Origin of the sequence: Kitasatospora atroaurantiaca (assembly GCF_007828955.1) — a bacterium.
Taxonomy (GTDB): Bacteria; Actinomycetota; Actinomycetes; order Streptomycetales; family Streptomycetaceae; genus Kitasatospora; species Kitasatospora atroaurantiaca.
In genome coordinates this window covers 103,465-130,232 of the sequence record NZ_VIVR01000001.1, presented here as the reverse complement: position 1 = coordinate 130,232, position 26,768 = coordinate 103,465, and the positions used below count along the sequence as shown (strand labels likewise).

Here is a 26,768-nt window from a genome sequence, read left to right as displayed (position 1 = left end):
CGGCTCGGGTGACCCGACGGCTGCGGTGGACTGCGGGGGCACTCGGTACTCCGATGAGTGTGCGAAGCTCGCGGTGGGGGCGGTCACTTGACGCTGCCTGCGGTCAGGCCGGCCTTCCAGTGCCGCTGAAGGGCGACGAAGGCGACGACCAGGGGCAGGACCGCGAGCAGTGAGCCGGTGACCACCAGCGGGTAGAACTCGGGGAAGCTGCGGGTCTGCGCGTTCCACGAGTACAGGCCGAGGCTGACCGGGAAGAGCTTGCTGTTGGAGAGCATCACCAGCGGCAGGAAGAAGTTGTTCCAGATCGCCGTGAACTGGAACAGGAACACCGTGACGAAGCCGGGCGTCACCATCCGCAGTCCGATCGACCAGAAGGTGCGCAACTCCCCGGCGCCGTCCATTCGGGCGGCCTCCAGGACTTCGGCGGGCACGTAGCCGGAGACGAAGATCCGGGAGAGGTACACGCCGAAGGGGAAGACCAGGCTGGGGATGAAGACGGCCCAGAAGGTGTTGACGATGCCGATCCTGGAGGCGAGCAGGTACATCGGCAGCGCGAGCGCCGTGGTGGGAATCAGCACGCCGACCAGCACCAGGCCGAACAGCTTCTCCTGGCCCCGGAACGTGTAGACCTCGAAGGCGTAGCCGGCGCAGACGCAGATGAACGCGCAGAGCAGTGCGCCACCCCCGGCATAGAGCAGGGAGTTGAGGTACCAGCGGAAGTAGATGCCGCCGTCGGCGGTGGCCAGGGCGTGCAGATTGTCGGTGAGGTGGAAGTTGCTCAGCGAGAGGGTGTTGCCGCCGAGCAGGTCCGGGGTGTTCTTGGCGGCTGCGGTGAGCAGCCAGCCGAGCGGCAGCAGGGTGTGGAGGGTGACCAGCACCAGGGCCCCGTTGACGGCGCCCCGGGACAGGGACCAGGGCCGCGATTTCTTGGCGTGTGCACTCATCGTGCGGCCTCCTTCCGGCGCACGGACCGGGCGCGGGTGGCCCGGGTGACGATGAACGAGAGCAGGGCCGCGGCGAGTGCGAGCAGCACGGAGGCGGCTGCCGCGAGGCCGTAGTCGTTGCGCTCGAAGGCGGCGGTGTAGGCGTACATGTTGGGCGTCCAGGTGGTGGTGACACCCGGGGCCGCGCCGCGCAGGATCATCGGCTCGGTGAAGAGCTGGAGCGAGCCGATGAGGGTGAACAGGCCGACCATCGTGATCGAGGTCCTGATCAGCGGGATCTTGATGCTGAAGGCGGTGCGCAGCGCGCCCGCGCCGTCCACCAGGGCGGCTTCCAGGACCTCGCGCGGGACGGCCTGCAGCGCCGCGAAGAAGATGATCATGTTGTAGCCGGTCCACTCCCAGACCGCCATGTTGACCACGGCGGGCAGCGGGTGGCCGAGGACGTCGAGCTGTGCTCCGGCCGAGCCGAGTGCGTCGAGCACCGGACTGATGCCGGGGGTGTAGAGGTACGTCCAGACCAGGGCCGCGATGATGCCGGGTACGGCGTGCGGGAGGAACAGCGCCAGCTGGAAGAAGCGCTTGGCGCGGGCGAGCGCCGAATCCAGTAGCAGGGCCACGGTCAGCGACAGGCCGACCATCACCGGGATGTAGAGCAGGCAGTACTGGGCGATCGTCAGGAAACCGCCCCTGAACGCCGCGTCCCCGAGCGCGCGGGTGTAGTTGCCGAGTCCGGTGAAGATGGTCTCGGCCTCCCCGAAGCCGAGACCGGAGTGGCGCTCGGTGAACAGGCTCAGGTAGACGGCGTAGCCGATCGGGATGAGCATCGCCGCGGTGAAGAGGATGAGGAACGGGGCGATCAGTACGGCGGGGGCCCCGTACCTCCCGCGCCGCTTGACGGTGGCGGCGCGAGAGGAGACGGTGATGCCCCGCGGCGGAGCCGCTGGAGGGGACTGCAGCATCACTGGGCGACCTTGAGTCCGCGGTTCTTGAGTTCGGCGACGGTTCCCTGCTGGGCGGCCTCGACCGCGGCCTGGATGGTGCCGCCCTGGTTGAGCTTGCCGAAGATGTCCTTCATCGAGTTGTTGGTGATGCCCATGGCCGGGCCCCACTGCCAGTCCTGCTTGATCGACTTGGACGCGTCGGTGAAGACGGCGTAGATGTCCTGGCCGCCGTAGAAGTCGGTCTTGAAGGCGGCCTTGGCGGTCGGGATCAGGTCGGGGTCGGCCGGGAACATCGAGGAGGTGCCGGAGGCGATGCGCGCCTGGATGCCCTCGGGGGTGGTGGTGGCCCAGGTGGCGAACTCGACGGCGGCCTTGGCCTTCTTGCTGTTCTTGGAGACGGCGAAGGTGGAGCCGCCGAGCATTCCGCTGGCCGGCCGGCCGTCCCAGGTCGGGATCGGGGCGACAGCCCACTTCCCGAACGAGTCGGGGCTGCCGGCCAGGGTGGACTTGAGCACGCCGCCGCCCCAGGCCGCGCCGAGGTAGCCGGCGGTCTCGCCCTTCTGCAGCGAGGCGGTCCACTGCTGGCTGAACGAGGGCTGGAGGCGGACCAGGTCGTCGGAGACCAGCTTCTGCCAGTAGTCGGTGACCCGCTTGGTCTGGGTGCTGTTGATGTCGACGTTCCAGGTGTCGTCGAGCCCGGTGAACCAGTGTGCCCCGGCCTGCCAGGAGAGCGCCGCGAAGGTGCTCGGGTCGTCGGGGAGGAAGGTGCCGATCCGGGTGTTCGGGTCGGCCGCCTTGAGCTTCAGGGCGTCGTCGCGGTACTCGTCCCAGGTCTTCGGCGGGGTGGTGATGCCGGCCTTTTCGAACAGGTCCTTGCGGTAGAAGAAGGCCTGTGGGGCGGCGTCGAGGGGGATCGCCCAGGTGGACTTGGCGAGGGTGGTGAGCTGAACGGCCTGCGGCAGGTACTTCGCCTTGAGGTCCGCGGAGACCACCTTGGTGATGTCCTGGACGGCGCCCTGGCTGACGAAGTCCGGAAGGGCCGCGTACTCGACATTGAAGAGGTCGGGTGCGTTACCGGCCTTGGAGGCGTCCGAGATCTTGGCGTAACCGCCGGCGACACCGGAGGGGATCTGCTCGAACTTGACCTGGACGTCCTTGTGCGAGGCGTTGAAGGCGTCCACGACCTCCTTGGTGCCCTTGGCCCAGGCCCAGAAGGTGATGGTGACGGGCCGGCCGTCGCTCGCAGGGGCGGCGTCGGAGCTGCCGCTGCTGCCGCAGGCCGCGAGGAGCGATGCGGAGAGCGCGGAGGCGGTGAGCGCGGCGGTGAGGCGGACGGCTCTGCGGCCGGAGGTGCGAGGAGTAGACATGGCACGGCTCCTGAGAGGGGGGTCGGTATGCCCGGCGGGATGCCGATCACTGAGGCAGCAAGGGTGGTCAGCGAGCGATGCCGCCATCTTGCGACCGGATGGGATCAGAGTCAAGAGGTTGGGATCAAGTGATCCCAACCGATACGCCATCTCTGGGCCACTTTCCGGTAACAATCCTGGCACTAGGGGCTGATGCGACAGGATTGAGCCGCCATCATCGGATCATTCGCTCAGAAGTGCAGACGGATTGATCTGCATGCTCATATGTTCAGTCCGTCGTTCGATCAAGGAATCCAGCCATGCCCTCGATCCAGCTTCCACCGGAGGACCGGCGTCTCAGCCCGCACACGGGCTGGACCAGGCCCCACTGGGAGGCCGTCGCGGACGGCCTCCTGGCGGCCGTACAGAAGTTCGCCGGGCCGGGACACGCGCTCATCAACCTTCCGGGGCCCCGCCCGAGCATCTCCGGCACCCGCTCCGACGGGCTGGAGGGCTTCGCCAGGACCTTCCTGCTGGCCGCCTTCCGGGTCGCCGGCGCAGGCGGTGACGACCCGCACGGGCTGCTGCCGTGGTACGCCGAAGGACTGGCCGCGGGCACCCGGACCCCGACCGCCGAGCGCGACCTGACCGGACGGGACCCCGTCTCCTGGCTCGCCATCGGCGACCGCAACCAGGCCATGGTCGAGGCCGCGTCGATCGCCCTCGCGCTCCGCCTCACCCGGCCCTGGCTGTGGGACCGGCTCGACGAGCAGGTGCGCGAGCGGACCCGGGCCTGGCTGGCCGACGCCCTGCACCACACACCGGTCGACAACAACTGGTGGCTCTTCCCGTTCACGGTCGGAGCCTTCCTCGCCGAGACAGGCAGCCTGGCCGAGGTCGGCCTCGACCACGACGGCCCGGCGCGGGCCGCCGTCGAGCGCGGGCTGGCGAAGATCGAGCAGTGGTACCTAGGCGACGGCTGGTACACCGACGGCCGCCCCCGCGCATTCGACCACTACAACGGCTGGGCCTTCCACCTCTACCCCGTCCTGCACGCCCACCTGGCCGGCGACCGCGAGCTGCTCGACACGTACGGGGGCCGCCTCGCCGCCCACCTCGACGGCTACGCCCGCACCTTCGGTGCCGACGGCGCCCCCATGCACCAGGGCCGCTCGCTCACCTACCGCTTCGCCGCCGCGACCCCGCTGTGGGCGGGCGCGCTGACCGGGCACACCCCGCTGGCGCCGGGCGCCACCCGACGCCTGGCCTCCGGCACGCTTCGCTACTTCCTCGACCGCGGCTCCCTCCAGCCGGACGGCCTGCTCTCGCTCGGCTGGTTCGGCCCGCACCCGCCGGTGATCCAGTCGTACTCCGGGCCGGCGTCGCCGTACTGGGCGAGCAAGGGCTTCCTCGGGCTGCTGCTGCCGCCCGACCATCCGGTGTGGACGGAGCCCGAGGAGGCGGCGCCGGTCGAACGCGGCGACGCCGTCCTCCCGCTGACCCGGCCCGGCTGGCTGATCCAGTCCACCGCTGCCGACGGCCTGGTCCGGCTGCACAACCACGGCAGTGACGACCAGCCGGCCGACGAGGTGCTGCCCGACGACCCGCTGTACGCCAGGCTCGGCTACTCCACCGTCACCGGGCCCCGGCACGACGGCCCGCCGGACAACCACTTCGGCCTGGTGGTCGGCGGCGAACTCAGCGAGCGCGGCCGGATCCGCCCGCTCGGCGCCGGCGACGGCTGGGCCGCCTCCGCCCACCACCCGCGGATCGGCGGCACCGAGCTGCCCGGGGTCACCGTCACCTCGCTGGTCCTCGCCTCGGGCGCCGACGAGATCCACGCGCACCTGGTCACCGGCGCCGCGCCGGGCACCGAGGTACGGCACAGCGGCTGGGCGGTGGCCGGCGACGCGGTCGAGACGTGGACGGACGGCCCGCGCGCCGGCGCAGCCGCCGACCCGGAGGGCGCGCGGCTCACCTCGGTCCTCCAACGCGTCGAGGGGTACACGGCCGCCGAGGCGAGCCGCCTGCTGGCCGGCACGGCGTTCGGCCCTGCCGGCGCGCTGCCCGCGCTGACCGGCCGCACCGGCAGCGGCCCCTCGCTGTTCGTCTCCGTCGCCCGACTCTCGCGGTCGGCCACCCGCTCCTTCGACGGCCTCCAGGTGCGCACCGACGGAGCCCTGATCCGCGTGGTCTGGCCGGACGGCAGCGAGCACGAGGCACTGCTCGACCCCGACGCTCCCACCATCCGTCGAAAGGACTGACGCGGTGCGACTCGCCTTCTCCACCCTGGGCCTGCCGGGACTGCCGCTCGATCAGGTGATCCGACTCGCCACCGACCACGGCTGGGCCGGCCTCGAACTGCGCTGTGCGCCCGGCGAACCCGTGCACCCGGCGATGCCGACCGACGCCCGGCGCCGCGCCCGGCGTGCCCTCGAAGCGGCCGGCCTCACCCCGCTCGCGGTGGCCGGCTACGTCGGGGTCGCCGCCCCGGGTGAGGACGGCCCGCTGATCTCCGCGCTGCTCGACCAGCTCCGGCTGGCCGCCGACCTGGGCGCCGCGTTCGTGCGGGTGTTCCCGCAGGGCGGCGAGGGATGGGTCGGCGAGGCCGACCAGCGCGCCGCCCGACGCCTCGCCGCGGTGGCCGACGCGGCCCACACCCTGGGCGTACGCGTCCTGCTGGAGACGCACGACTCGCACCGCGCCGGGCGGGACGTGGCCCGGGTGCTCGACCTCGTAGGCCGCCCGGCGGTCGGCGCGCTGTGGGACCTGCTCCACACCCGGCTGGCCGGCGAGACCCCGTCGGCGACCTGGGGCGCGCTTCGGCCCCACCTCGGCTACGTCCAGGTCAAGGACGTCGTCGGACGGTCCGACCTCACTCCGCTGCCGCTCGGCGCGGGCGTGCTGCCCATCGGCGAGTGCGTCCGGCTGCTGCCGCCGGACTGCTGGGTGTCCTGGGAGTACGAGGCGCCCTGGTACCCGGACGCCGCGCCGCTGGCGCCGCTGCTCGGCCCCGGCGCGGCCCACCTCACCCGGCTGGGCGGCTGACGCCCGGCGTCCGCACCTCGTGCGGTCAGCGGTCAGCGGCCCGCGGTCACCGGTCCGCGTCGCCGCCGACGCCGCCGCACGAGGTGCGGATCTTCAGTTCGGGCAGCAGCGCCACATGATGGACCGGCAGCTCCGGCCCGCTGTCCAGCCAGCGCAGCAGCAGCCTCATCGCCGCCGCACCCAGTGCCCGCTTCGGCGGCGCGACGGCCGTCAACGGCGGGGCGGCGAGTGCCGCGAACACGTCGTCGTAGGAGATCAGGGCCACGTCGTCCGGCACCCGCAGGCCCCGGGCACGCAGCAGGGAAACCAGCTGAATGGCGTCCTGGTCGTTGTGGACCAGCGCGGCCCGCACCCCGCCGGCGACGGCCTCGGCGATCCGGGCGGCGACGACCTCCATGTCGCCGCCCGGCTGGTGGATGTCGACGACGGGCTGCGGTTCGAGCCCCAGCAGCCGGGTGCCCTCCTCGTACCCGGCCCGGACGTGATACGCGGTCCAGGTGTCGTCGCGGGCTGCCAGCAGCACGGAGCCGTGGCCGAGCGAGGCGAGGTGCCGCAGGGCCACCAGCACGCCGTGGTGGTGGTCGGAGCCGACCGAGTTCAGTTCGGCGTGGCGGCTGTCGGCGGCCGCCCGGCGCTCGACCAGGACGACGGGCACGCGCAGCTCCCCGATCCAGGCGCTGTTCTCGGGACGGCCGCCGGGCTTCCAGTTCGGGGTGAGCAGCAGGCCGTCGACGCCGGAGTCGAGCAGCTGCTCCACCTGGGCACGATCGTCGGAGGACTCGTAGGCGGAGATGCCGAGCACCAGGCGGGCACCGGCCGCGGCGGCGGCCGAGCGGGCACCGTCGATGATCTCGTCGAAGTACGAGCCGACCGTGGGCACGAGCATGCCGACCACCCGCTCCTGCCCGGTCGCCCGCGCGTCGGCGGGCCGGGCGGCCGGGAGCGACACCGCGCCGTGCGAGCGGTGCAGCAGCCCGGCGTCGGCGAGGCCCGCCACGTCCCGGCGCACGGTGACGGCCGCGAGGCCGATGCGCTCGGCGAGATCCACGACGCGGACCGTCCCGAGCTCGCGGACGACGTCCAGGATGCGAGCCCGGCGCTGCTCGGCCGTGATGGTCATGGCGTTACTCTCCGCGGGTAGGCGACCGTCGGTGGTTGGCAGATCAATTTGTATCATTCGATCCGCGCCATGCCCAGAGTGTTTGTGACGGTACCGTTCGACGGCGGACGGCCTGGAGGCCGTCCACCCTCACGGTCAGCCGGAGATGACCTCCAGCCTCGGCGGGTTCGTGCTGTTCAGCCGGGTGTTGAGGACGGCCGCCAGGCCGGCCGCGCCCAGGGGTTCGAAGACCGCGAGGGAGGCGGTGCCGGTGCCGCCCGCCGAGGTCTGGGCCGCAGCGACGGCGCTGGTGACGTCGAGGCCGACCCAGTCGTTGGTGGAGACCATCCCGGTGCCGAGTGCGGTGGCCAGGGCGGGAGCGCTGTTCCAGGTGACACCGGTCTCGGTCCAGCTGTCCGAGGCGGTCGCGAACGCCTGGAGGGCCGACTGCGTGCCGGCGGAGTCCTGCACGTTGCCGTACACCCACAGCACGGCGCGGGAGACCCGGCCGCTGAGACCGGCGACGTCGAACCTGAGCAGCGACCTGCGGTTGTAGCCGTTGTTCGCGACGTTGGAGTTCTTCGCCACCATCGTGGTGGCGTTGCCGAAGTTGGTGTTGCCGTACGAGCCGTCCCGGACGTACGTGCTGGCGGTGGCGCTCAACTGCGCGGCGGACGCGGGCGCCGGTGCCGTGCCGGAGGTGCTGAGGGTGACGGTCCGGCCGACGCCCTGCGTGCCGCCCGTCTCGGCCAGCAGCACGACCTGTCCGGAGGTGGAGAGCACGGTGACGCCGGACGCGGCCGTGACGGACTTGTAGGTGGTGCGGGCGATGGTGACCCGGACGGTGGTGGCGGCCCGGGTGGGGTCGGAGACCACGACGGTCATGCTGCCGCCCTGCTCCTTCACCAGCACCGAGCACGGGCCGTCGGCGGTGATCGGCCCGGCGCTGCACGCCGCGAACAAGTTGGCCATGGTGAGGCCGAGCGAAGGCACGCTGATCGCCTGCACCGCGGAGGTGTTGGCAAGGACGGTGACGTTCGGACCGGCCGCGCGGGCGGCGGCGGTGGCCGCGGTGGCGCCGGGCATCAGCTGGTAGCTGTAGCTCGCGCCGGCGGGGTCGGTGCCGTGGTCGAACCACATCGAGATGTAGTTGCGGGTGATCGGGGTCGTGGAGGACGTGCTGTTGATGTCGGACCACGCGCCGGTGCGGGCCACCCGCTTGGCCTTGACGGTCGCGCCGGGGAAGACCCAGGCGCCCATGCCGTTGATCGCCATGTATCCGGCGTTGGTGAAGGTCTGGCTCCAGCCGAGGGTGGTGGGCTGGACGGCGCCGTCGACGGTGAACACCTGGCTGTTGTTCGGGCCGAGGTTGCGGTTGTCGACGGTGGTCTGGACACCGACGCCGTCGGTGCAGGTGATGCCGGCGCCCAGGCAGTAGATCGAGTCGTCCAGAAAGAACCAGGACTTCTTGCCGGTCAGCGTGGACTGCAGCCCGCGGACGTCCTGGCCGACGGCGGCGTAGGTGCCGTCGGTGGTGCCGCCGGCCCAGGTCGCGGTGGGGTGCGAGGCGCCCCAGGCGCCGCCGGCCGCGTCGGCGAGGGGGAGGGTGGAGACGGTCGTCCCGGGGAGCAGGTACGGGTCGACGGTGGGCCAGAAGGCGTCCGAGTACTGGCCGTTGCCGTAGGTGTCGCCCCACCAGGAGAGCATCCCGCTGTTGGTGTGCCAGCCCCGAAGGTTCTCGCCGTTGCCGGTCTCGTAGAAGGTGGTGCGGGCCGAGCTGATGCTGAGTTGGGCGGCCCAGCCGCTGCGGCGGTGCACGGCCCGGTCCATCCCGAACACCCGGCTGTTGACGGGTTCGGCCGATGCCGTGACGGTGGAGTCGTTCAGCAGGGCCTGCGCACGGGCGAGTTCGGGGATGTCCACGCCCTTGCTGCTCAGCAGCGGCTCGTAGTAGTCCCGCTGCAGCCAGCCCTTGACCATCGACTTCCAGGCCGCGGACTGTGCGGGGGAGGCGAGCCCGGAGGTGGCGAGCCGCAGGATGTCGGAGACGACGCCTTGGCCGCGGGTGTGGTCGTCCTGCTGGATCTGCGACGGGTCGCTGTTCAGGACGCCGCGGCTGACGGCCCGGCCGCACACGCCGTCCATGACGAGGCCGTTGTGGACGAAGGGCGCCCAGGCGCTGGTCACCGCGGTGTAGATGTTCTGCACGTTGGGGTCGGTGACGGCCCAGGTGGTTCCGGCGAGCAGGGTGAACATCTTGCTCAGGCCGTTGACCATCACGTCGCCGTAGGTGCCGGCGTAGGGGACGTACGTGTGCTGGAGGTAGCTCCCGTCCGCGTAGATGCCGTCGCCGGACAGCACGTACGGGAAGACCGGGGAGAGCGCCTGCTGGGCGGTGGTGATGGGGGAGGAGCTCTTGCCGACGACCCCGCGCAGGGCGAGCACCCGGCACAGGTCGACGCGGTTGGCGCCGGTGCTGGTGCCGCTGTACGCGGCGACGACGGAGGCGGGGACGAAATGGTCGACCGCCGCACAGTAGTTGGCGATCTGCGCCACGGTGAGCTGCGGGTACATCAGCGCGCAGGCGTCCAGCATTCGCTGCGGCGCGCCGATCTGCCAGTCCCACCAGTTGTTGTAGGTGGTCGTGGCGGGCGTGTACGCGTTGGCGTACATCCAGTCCAGGCCGGTGGAGACGGCCGAGGAGAGCGAGGCATTGCCGGTCAGCCCGGTGTTCGGCTGAACGTAGGCCAGTGCCATGGTCCTCAGCCGCGCGAAGCAGCTGGTGACGTTCGCCGAGACGGTGCCGATCGGGAGGTCCGGCCAGAGCGAGCCGCTGCTCGGGGCCATCGTGGTCCGGAACGAGTCCGCCTGCGAGCCGAGGGAGGAGAGTGCAGCGGCGAACGGCGCGGCCGCCGGGTCGAAGCCCGCCCCGGTGAGCAGCTGCACCCAGGTGGTCCGCATCGCGTCGTACGTGTCGGCGGCCCAGGCGAGGGAGGGACGCAGCAGCTGGGAGCCGGCGGCCAGGGCGGCGGCCGCACCCCCGAGCTGGAGCAGGCGGCGTCTGCTCAGCGCGGTGGAGGTGCTCTCGAGACCCGGGGCGGGGTGAACTACGTCCATAGGGCGTCCTCCTTGACGTACCCCCCGAGCAGAATAGGCAGGAGGGTAAGCGCTTTCCTGGACGCCCGTCAATGTCCCGGACTGCCGGTCACTGCACGGTGGCGGGCAGGTCGAGGACCGGAACACGCCCGCCGTTACGAGTGCCGGCAGCGACGACGGCGGGCCGGCATGGGCCCGGTGCGCGGACAGCCCCGCCCACGTCCGCCCCGAAGCGGGCGGGCCCCGTCCGACGCGGTGTCAGGACGTCAGCACCGAGCCGTCCCGCGCGGGTTGGCAGAGCATTCAGGCCGCGGCCGGAACCTGGTGAGCGCCTTCGCGGCCCACTGCCGGATCCTGCCGACTGCCGCGGGCACCCGGGTCACCGCCGAGCTTGTGCTTCCCGACCCGCTCGAACCGTACTGCCCGATCAGCCGCTGAACAGGCCAGCCAGTCGGCCGAAAGCATCGATCGAGCAATATGACAGTGCATATCTGATCACAGATGGATCGAATGATATAGATTGATCGATCATGTCTCCGTCTTGCCAGCCAGGGGAGGGCCCGATGGCCATGCCGTCCTCGGAGCGGCGAGCTCAGATCCTCAGGGTCGTCGACGACCTTCGGGCGGTCCGAGTCGTCGACCTTGCCGACCACCTCGGAATACCAGCGGTGACCGTCCGCCGGGACGTCGCCGCGCTCGCGGCAGCCGGCCGACTGGACCGGTCGCACGGTGTCGTCTCCGCCCCGGCCGCGGAGGCCGGCGAAGCCGGTGACCTGCCGGTGGTGGGCATGCTCGTGCCCACGATCGGCTCGTACTTCGACGAGGTCATCGCGGGAGCCCGGGCCGCCGCCGAAGGAGCCCGGCTCGTCCTCGGTGTCGCCTCCTACGACACCCGGGACGACCGCGCTCAGGTCGACCACCTGCTCGGGTCGTCCGTGGACGGGTTGCTGCTCAGCCCGAACCGGCTGCCCGGGGCTTGCGACGGTGACGACTGGCTCAGCGATCTGCCGGTCCCGGCCGTGCTGATCGAGCGCAGGGGGGCACCCGGCGGGCCGGGCTCCGGCTTCGACTCGGTCTGCTCCGACCACCGCCACGGCGTCCTTCTCGCCCTGCGCCACCTCGCCTCGCTCGGCCACGACTCGGTGCTGCTCGCCGCCCGCGACGACAGCTGGACCGCCCTCGAGGTCCGGGCCGGCTACGAGGTGGCCGTCCGGCGTCTCGGTCTCGACCGCCGGCCGATCGTCGACGTCCGCGATCCCGTCGCCACGGGTGGCCGTACGGCCGGCGTCGAGTGGCTGGCCGAGCAGATCGCAGGGGCGGTCGAAGCGGGTGTCAGGGCCGTGCTCGTGCACAACGATCGCGAGGCGGTCCAGCTGCCGATGCTGCTGCGGGCCCGTGGCCTTCTGGTGCCCGAGGACATGGCGCTGATCTCCTACGACGACGTGTTCGCCGCACTCGCGGCCCCGCCCCTGACGGCGGTGGCACCGCCCAGACGGTTCGTCGGCGCGGCGGCCATGGAGCTTCTGCTGCGCCGGCTGGGCCGTGAGCGGGCGCTACCTCGCGGACGACGTCGAACGTGGAATCCGTGACCGGGACACACCGGCCGGCGCCGCCGACCTCGAGACCGCACGCGGCCTGCTGCTCCAGGAGGCCGAACCCGGCGCCGCGGCCGGGCACTTCGCCTCTGCCGCGCGGATGTGGCGGGAGATCGGGCGGCCGTACGAGACGGCCCGCGCCATGGAGCGACAGGGCTGCGCGCTCCTCAGCACGGACCCCGCGTCCGCGGTCGGACCGCTCACGGACGCGGCGGCGGCGTTCGCGGAGCTGGGGGCCACCGCCGACGTCGCCCGCTGCGAGCACGTGCTGCGCGAGCTCGGCCAGGCGAGGCCGGCGCCCGGCCGCCGCGGGTACGGGGACGATCTCTCCCCGCGTGAGCGTCAGGTCGCCGAGCTGCTCGCCGGGGGCGCCACCAACCAGCAGATCGCCGAGACCCTGTTCCTCTCGCCGCGGACCGTCGAGCATCACGTCGCCAAGGTGCTCAAGAAGCTCGGCACCACCCGCAAGCGGGTCGCGAGCGTGTATGCGGGGGAGTCCGAGAACCCGTGAGACGCGATCGGACACGGGGGGCGAGCCGATCTGCACCGTGACCCTGCCTGACCGGCCCGCGATTCACTTCTTCGCGGTGGTACCCCGGTCATCCCGAGCAGTACCCGCGGTCCGCTGTCCGGCAGACCCCGCTGCCGAACCCGGGCCGTACGCGTGTCGGGACCCGCGAGGTCAGCGGACCTCGTCGTCGCTCCGGCCGCCGCACGAGGCGCGGACCTTCAGCTCCGGGAGCAGCCGTACGTGGTGGACGGGCAGGTCGGGTTCGTCGCCGAGGCGGCGGAGCATCAGCTCCAGCGCGGCGGTGCCCACCGCGCGCTTGGGCGGAGCGACGGCTGTCAGTGGTGGCGCGGCCAGGGCGGCGAACACGTCGTCGTACGAGATCAGCGCCAGGTCGTCGGGCACGCGCAGCCCGCGTGCACGCAGCAGCGGTACCAGCTGGATCGCCTCCTGGTCGTTGTGCACCAGAACTGCGCGCACGCCGTCGGCGACCGCCTCGGAGATCCGCGCGGCCACGGCGTCCGATTCGAGCCCGGGCCGGTGGATGTCGATCACCGGCTGCGGCTCGATCCCCAGAAGTTGGACGCCTTCGGCGTAGCCGGCCCGCACCTGGTGTGCCGTCCAGCTGTCCTCGCGGGCGGCCAGCAGCACCGACTCGTGGCCGAGCGAGACCAGGTGGCGCAGGGCGAGCAGGACGCCGTGGCGGTGGTCGGAGCCCACGGAGTCCAGCTCGGCGGCGGTACTCTCGGGCGTCGCGATGCGCTCCACCAGGACGGCGGGCACCGGCAGATCGCGGATCCACGCCGAGTCACCGATGTCGCTGCCCGGGCGCCAGTTGGGAGTCATCAGAAGGCCGTCGAGTCCGGCGTCCAGCAGCTGCTCGACCTGGGCAAAGTCGTCTGCGGACTCGTACGAGGCGATTCCGAGCACCAGCCTGGCCCCTGCGGCCGTGGCCGCCGCGCGAACTCCGTCGATCACCTCGTCGAAGTAGGAACCGACGGTGGGGACGAGCATGCCGATCACCCGGTCGCGACCGGGGGCAGCGGCCGACGTGCTGTCGCCGAGGGGCAGCGAGACGGCGCCGTGCGACCGGCGCAGCAGACCATCGTCGGCGAGTGCCGCCACATCCCGGCGCACGGTGACCGGAGCCGTGCCGACCCGCTCCGCCAGATCCATCACCCGTACCGTTCCGAGTTCACGGACAACTTCGAGGATCCGAGCGCGCCGCTGCTCCGCAGTGATGGTCATGGCTCCTCTTCTCCCCGCCCCTGGACACCGAGGCGGACGGTGCACTGTCCTGCGCAATTAGTATCACTCGATCTCACTCTGATCGAAGTCACCTTCCTGGGTGAAGCATCGCCGAGGCGCGCATAGCGCGATCATGAAAGCTCATGCGCACATGAGCTCAAATAGACAGATCTTGACCAAATATGAGCGATCTTGCGCTACGTTCGCGCCATGACATCCACAGGATCGGCCCGTCGGCGGGCCATGACCCGTCTCCTCACCCGTACCACCTCATCCGCCGCAGTCGCCCTGGCGCTGCTCACCGTGCCCTACGGCGCGACGGTTCCCCCGGCTGCCGCGGTCTCCGCCGCCGTCGCGACGCCGCGGACGGGCCCCCAGCTCGCCGCTTCCTGGACCGGTCCGCTCAGCACGCGCGGGCGGTACGTCGTGGACGCGGGCGGGAACCGCTTCAAGCTGAAGGCCGGTAACTGGGCGGGCGCCCAAGGCACCTGGGAGGGCAGCGGGGACGTCAACGATCCCGCGAACAACCAGGCGGGACAGGTGTCGCACAACATGCCGCTGGGGCTCGACCGGGCGTCCTTGTGTGCGACATCCCGCGAGTTCTCCTGAGGCCTGCTGAGTGCCCGAGGCCGTGGCCAGGGGCTTCTTCCTCCTTCGAGTGCTCCGCCGGCCTGTGACGTAACCTCAGGATTCCTGAAGCGTTCTCAACTCATCCGACCGATCTGCGGTCCGGTCGAAGGCGAGGAGGCGCGAGTTGGCGGCGCTGGCGGTGGTGCGGGACCTGCGCGAGTACCGGGATCCGGTCTCGGCGGAGGAGCTTGAGCAGTTCGAGACCGACGTGCTGGCCGGGTTCGTCTTGGCCCGGGCCTCGGCCGGGCTGACGGACGGCACGATTCGCGGCGACGTCGGGCACCTGGAGCAGATGCGGACGTGGTTCGGCCGTCCGCTGTGGGACATGGAGCCGACCGACGCGGACGCGTACTTCGGGCGGGTCCTGCGGGGCTCGCCCAGTGGTACCCGGCTGGCCCGCTCCCAGGCGCTGACCACGTACTTCATGTTCCTGGAGCTTCGGCACAAGGTCGAGATCCATCAGATGACCGGGCGCGTGGTCGAGTGCCCGATCGACGAGATGAACCGTCCGCGCGGCTCCAAGGACGCTCAACTGCGGATCCCGCCCACCGAGCCGGAGGTCGGTCAGCTATTCACGGGCTGGGGCGGTGAGCTCGCGACCTGCCGCAAGTTTGCTCCGACAGCCCGCAACTACACCGCCGCGAAGCTGATGTCGCAGGTCGGGTTGCGGGTGAACGAGGCGTGCAAGCTCGACCTGGACGACATCAAGTGGAACCTGGGCCGGTTCGGCAAGCTCCATGTCCGCCACGGCAAGGGCGCTCGTGGCTCGGGGCCACGTGAGCGAATGGTGCCGCTGATCAACGGCGCGGACCGGACGCTGCGGTGGTTCATCGAGGATGTGTGGGGCCAGTTCGACGACGACCACACCCGCCCCGGCGCCCCGCTGTTCCCGAGCGAGCGCAAGAACACCGACGGCTCCGCGCGCCGGGTCGGCGATGACGCCCTGCGTGATGGTCTGGCAGCGGCCGTCGAGGCCCATCTGCCGCTCTGGACAGAGAAGTTGACTCCCCACGTCCTGCGGCACTTCTGCGCGTCGGAGCTCTATCAGGGCGGCCTGGACCTCATCGCAATTCAGGAGGTTTTGGGACATTCATGGATCGCCACGACGATGCGATACATCCACGTCCAGCAGACCCGGGTCGAAGACGCCTGGATCACCGGGCAACAGCGGGCCGCGAAGCGACTGGAAGGACTCCTGGGATGAAGTGGAACCTACGGCTGACCGCCGCGAACAAGGGCGTCTGGAAGGCATCTGAGCTCCAGCGGAGCCTGGCAGAGCACGGCCTGGTGATCTCGGCCGGGAAGATGTCCGGGCTGTGGTCCGGGCAGCCGGTCTCCCTGAAGCTGGAGGACCTCGATGTCATCTGCGTCGTTCTCGACTGCGAAATCGGGGACCTGCTGATCCCCGAACCAGCGAAGGTCCAATCCCCCGGGCAGCAGGAGACGGCTCGAGCGGCGGTCGGAGCCAGCACCACCGCCCCGACAGTGGTGCCCAAGCGCCGCGACGGCCGTTCCCTCCCGCCGGTCTGACGCCGGCATCGCCGCGGTGGGCAAGATCAGCGATGACAAGCCGGCAGCCTCCTGCGCGGGCTGCTTCGCTTGGGGACAACTGCCCGGCCGGTACTGCCGAGGTTGCTACACCTACGGCCAACAGCATGCCGTCGGACGGTGCTCGGGTTGCCGACGCGAGGTTCCCGTTGACGACAAGCACGGCTACTGCCGCCTCTGCCGGGCTCAGGCGACCTGGGCGATCAAGGCCAGCGGCAAGGCATCGGTGTTGGAGCCGTACCTACGTCAGGTGACCTGCCAGCAGCTGTTCTTCGCGAACCTGCAGCGGCCCCGAAGCGGCGGCCCGCCAGTCGGCAAGCAAGGGCGTCGCGTTCCGAAGCGGTCACCAGCACCTGCCTGGCCAGGCACGCTGGCGGACTGGATCCAACCGCCGTTGTTCGCCGCCGCACGGGACTACCGCAAGTTCGACCGGAAACAGCACGCTGACCTGGCCAATCCATGGCTGGTTCGAGGTCGGCGGGCAGCTCGCGCGCTGAGCGAGGCGCGCGGGTGGAGCCGCTGGATCACCAGTGACGTCGACCGGGCTCTGGTCATCGTGCTGTCCGGTCATACAGAGGCCGAGCCGATCCGGTACTCCGAGCTCTTCCCGGCCCTGCGAATCCGGGGGCTCCCGGTAGGTCGGACCGCCGAAGTCCTTGACCAGCTGGGCCTGTTCACCGACGATCGCGCTCCCGCAGTCGACCGGTGGCTGGAACGCAAGCTCGACGCAGTCGCCCAGGGCATCCGCAGCGAGGTCGAAGCCTGGGCCCGCACCCTGCTCGACGGCGGGCAACGGTCCGAGCCTCGCGCGCGACAGACAGCATGGGCCTACCTCAACGAGGTCCAGCCGGTGCTGCTGGAGTGGTCCAGCCGCTACGACCATCTGCGGGAGGTCACGCGCGAGGACGTCATCGCGGCCCGGGACGCCGTCAGCGGCAAGCAGCGGGAGAGCCGGCTCGTCGCACTGCGGTCACTGTTCCGTCACGCGAAGAAGAACGGCCAGGTCTTCCGCAACCCCACCCTGCGGATCCGCGTCCCACGGCAGGCCGGCGGCGTCATCCAATCCCTCGGGCAGCCGGACATCGACGAGGCGATCGCCGCCGCCACCAGCCCGGACATCCGGCTCATCATGGCCCTGGCCGCCGTCCACGCGGCACGACCGAGGACGATCCGCACGATGCAACTGGATGACGTCGACCTCGGCAACCGGCGCATCACCGTGGGCGGGCACGTCCGCCCACTCGACGACCTCACCCACCGCGCTGTCCTGGACTGGCTCGACCACCGCCGCAACCGCTGGCCGAACACTGCCAACCCCCACCTGCTGATCACCCAGAAGACAGCCGTCGAACTCGGGCCGGCGGGCAAGCTCTGGACCACCCGGGCCACCCGCAACCTCACCGCCACCCTGGAACGGCTCCGCGTCGACCGCCAGCTCGAAGAGGCCCTCACTCACGGACCCGACCCGCTCCACCTCTCCCTCGTCTTCGGCATCGACGAGAAGACCGCCATCCGCTACGCGGACTCGGCCCGGCGCCTCCTGGAAACAGTGCCGAGTCGTGGAACTCCGTGACAGCATCGCTGGATGATCAACGCTGAGGACCTGGTCGGCAGACGCCTGCTTGACCAGCACCTGGGGCCCGTCGAAGAGCATCTCCCGAGGTGGGCGCGTGAATCCATCGCCCTGGGTTCACAGCGAGCCCACCTGGAGAAAACCCCTGTTCATGTCCCACACCGTGCGAGATGCTGCCGGACATGATCGAGCGTGAGTTCGCGATCCGGGCGGCCCAAGAAGATCTGGATCGAAGGTTCTCGGGGCGACTGGTGGTGACCAAGGCTGAGGAGCACGAACTCGTCTGGATCGTCTACTACCAGACCGCGGAGTACCTACGCACGGGCGACCCGAGTCAGCTCTTGGGCGGCAATGGCCCCTACCTGGTTGATCGCCTCGATGGGAGTCTCCACCAGATCGGACCGGTCACCGCTGTTACCGGCGAGTGGGAGCTGGACTACCGGACCCGCATTCGGAAGATGCCCACACGCACCGCAGTGGATGACCTGCACGAGGAGATCCGCCGGGCAGCGGCGGCCCACGGACGAATCATCGCCATGCACGTGCTGCGGCAACGGGTCCACACGCTCACGCACGCGCAAGTCATCGAGTACGTCACCGCTCTGCAGGCTGGCGCCGCACCACCGCACCTGGTGGACATCGCCACCAGGGCGCTCGTCCCTCCCCTCGATCCCGTCCTCAGCGTCCACACCATCCGCGGCGCGGACCTGACCCAGGCTCTGGAGGCGACCGACAAGGGTGGACCCGTGTCTTGATACGAACTCGCGGGTCCCCTCGCGAGAATCAGGGTGGTGGACCCGCGGGTTCACCATGAAGGACCTTCGGTTTCCATGAACCCACGGGGCTCGCGGCCGTGTTCTCGTATAGCTGCCGCTACCCGCCAAGTAGCTCTCTGTAGCTGATCTGGGCGTGGTTGTCCCAAGTTCGGCGGTTTTCGTCCATGACGTGATGTGCCCGCGTCACCTTGGTCGCGTTCGATGTGACCGAGAGGGGCTGGGCGTGCGGCAGGACTGGGAACCGGAAGACCTGATCGAGGTCTGGACGCTGCTTGAAGACGACACGAAGCGGTTGCGGAACAAATCCGGGGCGAACCGGCTCGGCTTCGCGATGCTGCTGAAGTTCTTCGAGGTGGAGGCCCGGTTCCCCGAATCGGCGGAGGAGGTCCCGGACGCCGCTGTGGCTTACCTGGCCCAGCAGGTGAAGGTGCCGGCCGAGGAGTGGGCCGAGTACGACTGGCAGGGTCGTGCCGCCACCCGGCACCGGGCGGAGATCCGCACGGCCTTCGGCTTCCGGGAGTCCACGGAGGACGATCAGGAGAAGCTGGCCGAGTGGCTGACCGGGGAACTGTGCCCGGTCGAGCTGTCCCGCGAGCGCCTGGCCGAGGCGGTGGTCGCCCGGTGCCGCAACGACCACATCGAGCCGCCTGCGCCGGCGAAGGTCCGGCGGCTGGTGGGCAAAGCGGTCAAGACCTTCGACGCGCGGTTCTGCCGTACGACGATGGAGCGGCTGTCGCACATGACCCGCTCGCGCCTGGAGGACCTGGTCGCGGGCGGCGAAGGCGACGATGAGCCGGACGGCGAAAAAGCGGCGGCCGGTGGTGGCCGGTCGTTCTTCACCGAGCTGAAGACGGACCCCGGTGCGCCGGGCCTGGAAAGCCTGCTGGCAGAGGTCAACAAGCTGCAGCGGGTGCGGAGGCTGGAGCTGCCGGCGGACCTGTTCGCGGACGTGTCCGAGAAGCTGGTGGACGCCTGGCGGGCGCGGGCGTCGAAGGAGTACCCGGCGAACCTGCAACGGATGAAGCCGCCGGCGCGCCTGGCGCTGCTGGCCACGCTGTGCCACGTGCGGCAGACGGAGATCACCGACTCGCTGGTGGACCTGATCATCCAGCTCGTGCTGCGGATCAACACCCGGGCGGAGAAGCGGGTCGACAAGGAGTTCACCAGCGACCTGAAGAAGGTCCGGGACAAGGACGCGATGCTGCTGCGGGTCGCTGAGGCCGCCCTGGCGGAGCCGGCGGGGACGGTTCGCCGGGTGATCTACCCGGTGGTCGGCGGGGAGAAGACGCTGAAGGCGCTGGCGGCGGAGGCCGCGGCGACCGAGGCCCGGTACAAGGCGCGGATCCGCACGGTGCTGCGGTCCTCGTACTCGGCGCACTGGCGGCGGATGCTCTCGCCGCTGCTGCGGGCGCTGACGTTCAAGTGCAACAACAACGCGTACCGGCCGGTGATGGACGCGATCGACCTGCTGGAGCGGTACCTGGAGCAGCCGCTGAAGGAGGGCGCGTTCTTCGACCTGGCGGAGACGGTCCCGCTGGACGGCGTGGTGCCCGAGCAGTGGCGGGCCGCCGTGGTGGATGACAAGGGCCGGGTCGAGCGGATCCCGTACGAGCTGTGCGTGCTGGTGGCGCTGCGGGATGTGCTGCGGCGCCGGGAGATCTGGGTGGTGGGCGCGAACCGGTGGCGCAACCCGGAGGACGATCTGCCGCAGGACTTCGAGGACAACCGGGACGTGCACTACGACGCGATCCGCCAGCCACAGGACCCGGCGAAGTTCGTCGCCGACCTGCAGAAGAAGCTCCGCGGCTCACTCGACCGCTTCGAGCGGGCACTGGTGGAGGACGCCACTGGCGGGGTGGCGATCACCAAGAGGCGCGGCGAGCCCTGGATCCGGGTCTCGCCTCGGCCCAAGCAGGAAGAGCCGGAGAACCTGGTCGCCGTCAAGGGCGAGATCGAGCGGCGCTGGGGGACGATCGACCTCCTGGACATCCTGAAGTACGCCGAGTTCGATACCGGCTTCACCGCTGAGTTCACCTCTGTAGCCACCCGCGAGAACCTGTCCAAGGAGGTGCTGCGACGCCGGCTCCTCCTGGTGTTGTTCGGGCTGGGCACCAACATGGGCATCAAGCGGGTCGCGGTGACCGGCAAGCACGGTGAGACGGAGGCGACTCTCCGCCGGGTGCGGCACCTGTTCGTGAACCGGGCCAACATGAGGGCCGCGCTGGTGAAGCTGGTGAACGCCACCTTCGCCGCCCGCGACGAGAAGTGGTGGGGCACGGGGACGGCATGCGCCTCCGACAGCCGCAAGTTCGGCTCCTGGTCCTCGAACCTTATGACGGAGTGGCACCAGCGGTACCGGGGTCCGGGCGTGATGATCTACTGGCACGTCGAGCGGAAGTCGGCGTGCATCTACAGCCAGCTGCGATCCTGTTCGGCGTCCGAGGTCGCAGCGATGATCGAGGGCGTGCTGCGGCACTGCACCGACATGGAAGTGGATCGGCAGTACACCGACACCCATGGCGCGTCCATCGTCGGGTTCGCGTTCGCGCACATGCTCGACTTCAAGCTGATGCCCCGTCTGAAGACGCCGCGCGGCTGTACCGGCCGGCGGCCGGCGAGGACGCCAACTGGCCCACCCTCGCCCCGGTGCTGTCCAACCGGACGATCGACTGGGACCTGGTCGCCCAGCAGTACGACCAGATCGTGAAGTACACCACCGCCCTGCGGCTGGGCACCGCCGAGGCCGAGCAGGTGCTCCGCCGCTTCACCAAGGGCGGCCCCAAGCACCCGACCTACCGGGCGATCGAGGAGCTGGGCAGGGCGGTGCGTACGGCGTTCGTCTGCGACTACCTGGCGGACGTCGAGCTGCGGCGGGAGATTCACGAGGGCTTGCAGGTGGTGGAGAACTGGAACTCCGCCAACCAGGACCTGTTCTACGGCAAGGACGGCGACCTGACCGGCGCGGACAAGGAGAGCCAGGAGGTCAGCATGCTGGCCCTGCACCTGCTCCAGTCCACCCTGGTCCAGTCAACACCCTGCTGATGCAGCAGGTCCTGGCCGAGCCGAAGTGGGCGGCCAAGCTCACCGACGCCGACCGGCGGGCCCTGTCGCCGCTGTTCTGGACGCACGTGAACCCGTACGGCCGGTTCGAGCTGGACATGAACTCCCGCCTGGACCTTGGCCCGCAGCCCACCGTTCCCGGTCAGCGGGTGGCCGAGGAGGAGCCGGTGGCCGCCGGCATTTGAGCGGCACACGCGAGGGATAGCACCGGGTCCATCCGGTGCCCATCGGGTGAATGCGGCACCGCCGGGGCTGTTGGCCTGCACCGACGCAGCGTCGAGGCCAAGGACAACTCGGCTCGGCGGCCCCCGGGCGAGCCGGACCAGGACTCAACTGGATGCTGACACCAGGCCTGCTTCGTAGGCGGCGATGACGAGTTGGACCCGGTCGCGGGCGTCGAGCTTGGTCAACAGACGGGCCACATGGGTCTTAACGGTGGCGGGGCCGATGAAGAGGTAAGCGGCGATCTCACTGTTGGACATACCGCGCCCGACCAAGGTCAGCACCTCGCGCTCTCGTCCGGTGATGCCGTCGATCTGCCGACTCTGTGATGGGGGTGGTCCCCCCGTCCGGAGGCTGGAGGAGGATTCGCGCCGCCCGGCGAACTCCTCGATGAGGCGGCGGGTGACGCTCGGCGCGATCAGGGCATCGCCAGCGGCGACAACGCGGATCGCCGCGATGATGTCCACCAGCGCCATGTCCTTAACCAGGAATCCGCTCGCACCGGCGCGCAGCGAGGCGTAGACGTTGTCGTCGTCGTCGAAGGTGGTCAGGACGACGACGCGCGTCGTCTCGGAGCCCGCCGTGATGATTCGGGTGGCTTCGATGCCGTCCATGCCGGGCATGCGGATGTCCATCACCACGACGTCGGGCTTGAGGTCCGATGCCAGCTCGACCGCCTGCGCACCCGTTCCGGCCTCGCCCACGATATCGAGGTCCGGGATGTCGGCGATGACCATGCTCAGCCCGGCGCGAACCAGTTCCTGGTCATCGGCGAGCACGATACGGATCGTCATGTCGGCAGCCTAGCCGCCACCCGGAAGCCGCCTTCGGGCCTGGACCCGGCGCTGAACCGGCCGTTCAGCAGGGCAACCCGCTCGCGCATCCCGGAGATCCCATAGCCGGCCCCCGCCGCCGCATCGGCACGCACAGGGCCGCGCCCGTCGTCGACGACCTCGATGGCCAGCTCCTCGTCTCGATACTCCACGGACACCTGGCAGTGGTGGGTGCCTGAATGGCGCACCGTGTTGGTGACCGATTCCTGGATGATCCGGAAGGCGACCAGGTCAATCTCGGGGGGCAGCGGGCGCCGTTGTCCCAGCCAGTGCACCTCAACCCGGACTCCGGCGTCGGCCGTTGTCGCGGCCAACCGGTCAACGGCCTCCAATCCCGCTGCCGGAGCGGCTTTCGCCGGATCCGCTTCCGCTTGGTGGAGTGCGCCGAGCATGCGTCGCAGTCCGGCCAGCGTCTCGCGGCTGGTGGTCTCGATGGCGCTCAGCGCCTTGCGCGCCCCGGCTGGCTGGGTGTCGATGACCAGGCCCGCCGCGCCGGCCTGGATCGCGATGACGCCGATGCTGTGGGCGACCATGTCGTGCAGTTCGCGGGCGATCCGCAGCCGTTCGGCGACCACCGCCCGGGCTGCTGCCTCCGCGTGCAAGGCCTCACGGTAGTCGCGCCGCTGGCGGATCGAGTTGCCGATCATCCAGGCGATGACGACGGTCAAGGCGGCGCCCGACACCTCGGAGAGCAGATCACTGACCATCTCGTTCCCACGGCGCACGGTCACCCAATTGCCCATGAATGCGCCGGCCCAGACGGCCAGCACGGTGCCGGCGGCCGCGATGCCGGTTCGGCGCGACCGGGTGGCCGCGATGTAACAGATCAGAACATCCATGGCCGGGAACAGCGGCCACGTCCGCTCCCTGAGCACCATGACCGCTATCGAATCGGCGAGCATCAGCCCGAGCACCGGCAGCGGCCGACGGCGGGCCACTCCGATCGGCAACGCCATGACGACGGCCACGCCCGCCCCGGCCCAAAGCCCCCAGCGAAGGAATCGATCCGGGGAAAGGTAGAAGAAGACGTTCATCGCGGTGAACAGCACCAGCGCGAACAAGCCGGCCACGCAGCGGGTGACCGCAATCCATGCGCCCGGCGATATCCGTCTCAGCAGCGGGAGCCGCGGCATTACTTGATCCACCGGCCGATCGTAGCCATCCGATCCACCGCCGGGCGTCCCCCCGCGGGCGTACGCCCGCAGGGGGACCGGCTCGTTCGGGAGGTCCGCCTGTGTCCGGACGCTGTACGGGGCCGGCCTGCGACAGCGTTGACCGGGTGATCGAACTCAACCAACTCACCAAGCACTACGGCAGCGTCCTGGCCGTGAACGGCCTGACCTTCACCGTGCGGCCCGGACAGGTGACCGGCTTCCTCGGCCCCAACGGCGCAGGCAAGAGCACCACCCTGCGCATGCTCCTGGGGCTGAACACCCCCACCAGCGGCACCGCCGTCATCGACGGCCGCCCGTTCCGCGAGTTCGGCACCGGACTGCGCCACGTCGGCGCCCTGCTGGATGCTAATGACGTCCACAAGGGACGCACCGCGAACGCGCATCTGGCCGCACTGGCCTGCAGCAACGGTCTGCCCCGGCGTCGGGTCCAGGAGGTCCTGGAGATGGTCGGCCTGGGCGAGGCGGGCCGTCGGCGGATCGGCGGATTCTCCCTCGGCATGCGGCAGCGCCTGGGCATCGCCGCCGCCCTACTCGGTGACCCGCCCGTCCTGCTCTTCGACGAGCCGGTCAACGGCCTGGACCCGGAGGGCATCCGATGGGCGCGCGAGCTGTTCCGCCGCCTGGCCGGTGAGGGGCGGACCGTGTTCGTCTCCAGCCACCTGATGAGCGAGATGGCGAACACCGCCGACCACCTCATCGTCATCGGAGGCGGCAGGCTGATCGCCGACGAGCCGGTCGGCGACTTCGCCGCCCGCGCTGCCAATGCCGGCGTCACCGTACGTACCCCCGACCCGGACGCCTTGGCGGAGGTCCTGCGAAACGTCGGCGCGTCGGTGCTGGCGGAGTCCCAGGGCACCCTAAGCGTCACCGGCCTGACTGCGGCCCGTATCAACGAGCTCGCCTTCACCCACCGCGTCATGGTCCACGAAGTCACCGCCCATGGCGGATCGCTGGAAGACGCGTTCATGCAGCTGACCGCCGACAGTGTCCAATACCGCGCCGGAGACCCCCGATGACCACGCTCACTACCTCACCCACGGCCACCGTCCCGTCCGCTGTCGGGGCTCCTCCGCGGTGGCGCGACCTGCTCGACGCCGAATGGATCAAGCTCTGGTCACTGCGCTCGACCTTGATCGTGCTGGCCGGCATCGTCATCCTGGCCTGGTACGTCGCCTACGACGGCGCCAACCAGGCTTACACCGCCTGGCCGGGCTTCGAGGACGACTTCAAGCAGATCTTCGACCCCGGGCACGAAACCCTCTACCCCCCGGCGTATCTCCTGCTCATGACCATTGCCGGCGCGATCGGCGCACAGACCGTGGTCGGCGAGCACGCCAACGGACTGATCCGCACGACGTTCATCGCCGTGCCGGCCCGCAGCCGAGTGGTGCTGGCCAAGGCCGCCGTCGTGACGGCCGTACTGGGGGTCATCGGCCTGCTCGTCGGCGTCGGCTCATGGGGCATCGCCATGGCAATCTACTCGGACCGCATCACCGCGTTCTCCTGGAGCACCCCCGGTCTGCCGGGCCTCCTCACGGCCGTTGTGATCACGTTCCCGGTGTCCGGCCTGATCGGGATGGCCGTCGGCACGCTCATCCGCAACGGCGCGGTCACCATCTTCGTCCTCTTCGTGAACTTCATGATCGTGCCGATGGGCCTGCTGGCGCCCGACGACAAGCTGCTGCACACCGGCAATTTCTTCGAGCAGGTGAGCAACGCCCTGCCGTTCTCCGCGTTCCTCCAGCTCACACACCTCGGATCCGGGCACATCGTCGGCTATCACCCGTCGAACACGGAGGCGTGGATCGCGCTCCCCATCTGGGGCTTCGTCTCCTGCGTCATCGCTGTGATGGCCCTCCGCCACCGCGACGTATGAGCACACCAGGCCCCGCAACCAGCAGAGACGGCAAGCCAGGGCGCTGAATGGGCTGGACTGCGTGCTGACAGCAGCCCCGCGTGCTCGCCGCAGGTAGGGGGGCTGGAGAGCCTGCACGGCATCAGTTGGCCACCAACGCCGCTTTCCCAGCGAACCTGCGGGCTCGTCAGCGAGAGCTCCGGGCGGTCACGCGATTCGCGCCGCAGACCCCGGTGGGCTGCCTGGGGTAGGGCGCCTTGGCCGCCCTACCCACTCTGCCGTTCATCTCCGTCGACGGGCGGCCGGGTCCTGGGCGGCGACGTGCCGGGCGACCGCGTCGACGCCGGGGCGGGCGTACCGCTCCAGCGACCGGACGGAGGCGTGCCGGGAGCGGGCCAGCAGCATCGGGGTGCTGGTGCCGTTCTCCGCGTCGTGCGTGAGGCTCGAATGGCGCCAGCGGTGCAGCGTCCAGCCCTGCAGGTCCTCCCACTGGTCGGGCCGGGCGAGCGGGTTGGCCAGCAGCCGGGTGCTCTCCTCGAAGATCTCCTCCGCCCGCCGGTAGGACAGCCGGGCCCGGCCGGTCGTCGGGCAGACATCGAGGCTGGGCGTGCCGTCCGGGGCCCGGCGCTCGGTGAGGAACAGCGGTCCCTTGGCGCGGCCGGCGATCAGGCGGGGCAGCAGCTGGGCCGCGCCGGACTGCCAGTGGATCCACTCGATCGCGCCGCCCTTGGCCTTGATCTTGCCGCGCTTGTCGGCGGTGAACAGGTCCTCCACGTTCAGGCACAGCATTTCCTCGGCCCTGGCCGCCGACTCGTAGAGGAGCCGCCAGAGCGTCTTGTCCCTCAGGCTCACGTCGTCCAGGCGCCAGACGGCGGCGACCTGGGCGAGGGAGAGCGCCTTGGTCTTGTCCGGCGGGGACGGCCGGCGCTCGATGCCCAGCGTCGGGTCGGTGCTGATCCAGCCCTGCCGCAGCCACCAGCCGATCGCCTTGCGCACCATCGACAGTTCGCGGTTGACGGTGTCCGGGTCCATCTCGTCCGCGCGGGCGGCGGCGAGTTCGGCCAGGACCTCCGGCAGGCCGGGGTCGTCCAGCGCGGAGAGCTCCAGCGTCGGCGGCTTCGCCCCGCGCCGGGCCGGACCGGTCGGCGTCTGGTCGCCGGCCAGCATCCGCCGATCCGAGGATAGAGGTCCTGTCGCGGTAAATCCGAGATTTACCGCGACGGATGGTCCAAGCCATCGACGGACACAACTTGTCAGATCGTCAGCCAGGC

21 protein-coding genes and 1 pseudogene are annotated in these 26,768 nt (G+C 70.3%); 13 read left to right on the top strand and 9 right to left on the bottom strand.

Annotated elements, in window-relative coordinates; all coding sequences use genetic code 11:
* Positions 1 to 83: 83 nt before the first annotated feature.
* From FB465_RS00625 to FB465_RS00615, 3 genes are read right to left on the bottom strand one after another with little or no spacing between them, the layout of a single operon-like run.
* Entirely contained in the window at positions 84 to 944 is an 861-nt protein-coding gene (locus FB465_RS00625; protein ID WP_145786613.1) for a carbohydrate ABC transporter permease, read from the bottom strand.
* Positions 941 to 1,903 carry a carbohydrate ABC transporter permease gene (locus tag FB465_RS00620; protein WP_145786612.1) on the bottom strand — a complete coding sequence of 321 codons (963 nt, stop codon included), beginning with the start codon at positions 1,901 to 1,903 and terminating at the stop codon, positions 941 to 943. The genes FB465_RS00625 and FB465_RS00620 overlap by 4 nt, the downstream gene beginning before the upstream one ends.
* Positions 1,903 to 3,252 carry an ABC transporter substrate-binding protein gene (locus FB465_RS00615; protein ID WP_145786611.1) on the bottom strand — a complete coding sequence of 450 codons (1,350 nt, stop codon included), beginning with the start codon at positions 3,250 to 3,252 and terminating at the stop codon, positions 1,903 to 1,905. Before FB465_RS00615 ends, FB465_RS00620 begins: the two co-directional genes overlap by 1 nt.
* Before the next feature lie 299 nt (positions 3,253 to 3,551).
* Here FB465_RS00615 and FB465_RS00610 point away from each other — a divergent pair, with 299 nt between their 5' ends.
* Complete coding sequence (locus FB465_RS00610; RefSeq protein ID WP_145786610.1) at positions 3,552 to 5,495, top strand: DUF2264 domain-containing protein; 1,944 nt, start codon at positions 3,552 to 3,554, stop codon at positions 5,493 to 5,495.
* Positions 5,496 to 5,499: 4 nt separating this feature from the next.
* Entirely contained in the window at positions 5,500 to 6,279 is a 780-nt protein-coding gene (locus FB465_RS00605) for a sugar phosphate isomerase/epimerase family protein (protein WP_145786609.1), read from the top strand.
* 46 nt (positions 6,280 to 6,325) lie between these two features.
* Here FB465_RS00605 and FB465_RS00600 read toward each other — a convergent pair whose 3' ends face one another.
* Entirely contained in the window at positions 6,326 to 7,399 is a 1,074-nt protein-coding gene (locus FB465_RS00600; RefSeq protein ID WP_145786608.1) for a LacI family DNA-binding transcriptional regulator, read from the bottom strand.
* A gap of 135 nt (positions 7,400 to 7,534) precedes the next feature.
* Positions 7,535 to 10,495, bottom strand: a complete 2,961-nt coding sequence (locus FB465_RS00595; RefSeq protein WP_145786607.1) for a polysaccharide lyase family 8 super-sandwich domain-containing protein — start codon at positions 10,493 to 10,495, stop codon at positions 7,535 to 7,537.
* Positions 10,496 to 11,037: 542 nt separating this feature from the next.
* On the opposite strand from FB465_RS00595, the gene FB465_RS00590 reads away from it, so the two are divergent.
* Together FB465_RS00590 and FB465_RS00585 are read left to right on the top strand one after the other, a co-directional pair.
* Positions 11,038 to 12,063 (top strand): LacI family DNA-binding transcriptional regulator, encoded by a 1,026-nt coding sequence (locus tag FB465_RS00590; RefSeq protein WP_145786606.1) that lies wholly within the window; start codon positions 11,038 to 11,040, stop codon positions 12,061 to 12,063.
* Positions 12,017 to 12,580, top strand: a complete 564-nt coding sequence (locus FB465_RS00585) for a helix-turn-helix transcriptional regulator (RefSeq protein ID WP_145786605.1) — start codon at positions 12,017 to 12,019, stop codon at positions 12,578 to 12,580. Before FB465_RS00590 ends, FB465_RS00585 begins: the two co-directional genes overlap by 47 nt.
* A 171-nt stretch (positions 12,581 to 12,751) precedes the next feature.
* Here FB465_RS00585 and FB465_RS00580 read toward each other — a convergent pair whose 3' ends face one another.
* Positions 12,752 to 13,825: a LacI family DNA-binding transcriptional regulator gene (locus FB465_RS00580; RefSeq protein ID WP_145786604.1), complete on the bottom strand. Its 1,074-nt coding sequence runs from the start codon at positions 13,823 to 13,825 to the stop codon at positions 12,752 to 12,754.
* A 210-nt stretch (positions 13,826 to 14,035) separates the two neighbouring features.
* Between FB465_RS00580 and FB465_RS00575 the strand changes: the two genes are divergently transcribed.
* From FB465_RS00575 to FB465_RS37365, 7 genes and pseudogenes are all read left to right on the top strand, one after another.
* Positions 14,036 to 14,434, top strand: coding sequence for a hypothetical protein (locus FB465_RS00575; protein WP_425461109.1), 399 nt, complete (start codon positions 14,036 to 14,038; stop codon positions 14,432 to 14,434).
* A gap of 145 nt (positions 14,435 to 14,579) precedes the next feature.
* Complete coding sequence (locus tag FB465_RS00570; RefSeq protein WP_145786596.1) at positions 14,580 to 15,659, top strand: tyrosine-type recombinase/integrase; 1,080 nt, start codon at positions 14,580 to 14,582, stop codon at positions 15,657 to 15,659.
* Positions 15,656 to 15,985 (top strand): helix-turn-helix domain-containing protein, encoded by a 330-nt coding sequence (locus FB465_RS00565; RefSeq protein WP_145786597.1) that lies wholly within the window; start codon positions 15,656 to 15,658, stop codon positions 15,983 to 15,985. Before FB465_RS00570 ends, FB465_RS00565 begins: the two co-directional genes overlap by 4 nt.
* Positions 15,986 to 16,397: 412 nt before the next feature.
* Positions 16,398 to 17,576, top strand: a complete 1,179-nt coding sequence (locus tag FB465_RS00560; RefSeq protein ID WP_145786598.1) for a site-specific integrase — start codon at positions 16,398 to 16,400, stop codon at positions 17,574 to 17,576.
* A gap of 182 nt (positions 17,577 to 17,758) precedes the next feature.
* Positions 17,759 to 18,331: a YrhB domain-containing protein gene (locus tag FB465_RS00555; RefSeq protein ID WP_145786599.1), complete on the top strand. Its 573-nt coding sequence runs from the start codon at positions 17,759 to 17,761 to the stop codon at positions 18,329 to 18,331.
* A gap of 193 nt (positions 18,332 to 18,524) precedes the next feature.
* A pseudogene (locus FB465_RS00550) lies at positions 18,525 to 21,394 on the top strand (Tn3 family transposase).
* Positions 21,394 to 21,597: a Tn3 family transposase gene (locus FB465_RS37365; protein ID WP_281292311.1), complete on the top strand. Its 204-nt coding sequence runs from the start codon at positions 21,394 to 21,396 to the stop codon at positions 21,595 to 21,597. The pseudogene FB465_RS00550 and the gene FB465_RS37365 overlap by 1 nt, the downstream one beginning before the upstream one ends.
* Before the next feature lie 144 nt (positions 21,598 to 21,741).
* Here FB465_RS37365 and FB465_RS00545 read toward each other — a convergent pair whose 3' ends face one another.
* Complete coding sequence (locus tag FB465_RS00545) at positions 21,742 to 22,428, bottom strand: response regulator (protein ID WP_145786603.1); 687 nt, start codon at positions 22,426 to 22,428, stop codon at positions 21,742 to 21,744.
* Positions 22,425 to 23,612 carry a sensor histidine kinase gene (locus FB465_RS00540; RefSeq protein WP_342791773.1) on the bottom strand — a complete coding sequence of 396 codons (1,188 nt, stop codon included), beginning with the start codon at positions 23,610 to 23,612 and terminating at the stop codon, positions 22,425 to 22,427. Before FB465_RS00540 ends, FB465_RS00545 begins: the two co-directional genes overlap by 4 nt.
* A gap of 134 nt (positions 23,613 to 23,746) precedes the next feature.
* On the opposite strand from FB465_RS00540, the gene FB465_RS00535 reads away from it, so the two are divergent.
* Together FB465_RS00535 and FB465_RS00530 are read left to right on the top strand one after the other, a co-directional pair.
* Positions 23,747 to 24,658: an ABC transporter ATP-binding protein gene (locus FB465_RS00535; RefSeq protein ID WP_211785687.1), complete on the top strand. Its 912-nt coding sequence runs from the start codon at positions 23,747 to 23,749 to the stop codon at positions 24,656 to 24,658.
* Complete coding sequence (locus FB465_RS00530; RefSeq protein ID WP_145786601.1) at positions 24,655 to 25,518, top strand: ABC transporter permease subunit; 864 nt, start codon at positions 24,655 to 24,657, stop codon at positions 25,516 to 25,518. Before FB465_RS00535 ends, FB465_RS00530 begins: the two co-directional genes overlap by 4 nt.
* A gap of 261 nt (positions 25,519 to 25,779) precedes the next feature.
* Here the strand turns inward: FB465_RS00530 and FB465_RS36475 are convergent, their stop codons facing one another.
* Positions 25,780 to 26,664, bottom strand: coding sequence for a tyrosine-type recombinase/integrase (locus tag FB465_RS36475; RefSeq protein ID WP_246192425.1), 885 nt, complete (start codon positions 26,662 to 26,664; stop codon positions 25,780 to 25,782).
* Positions 26,665 to 26,768: the final 104 nt, after the last annotated feature.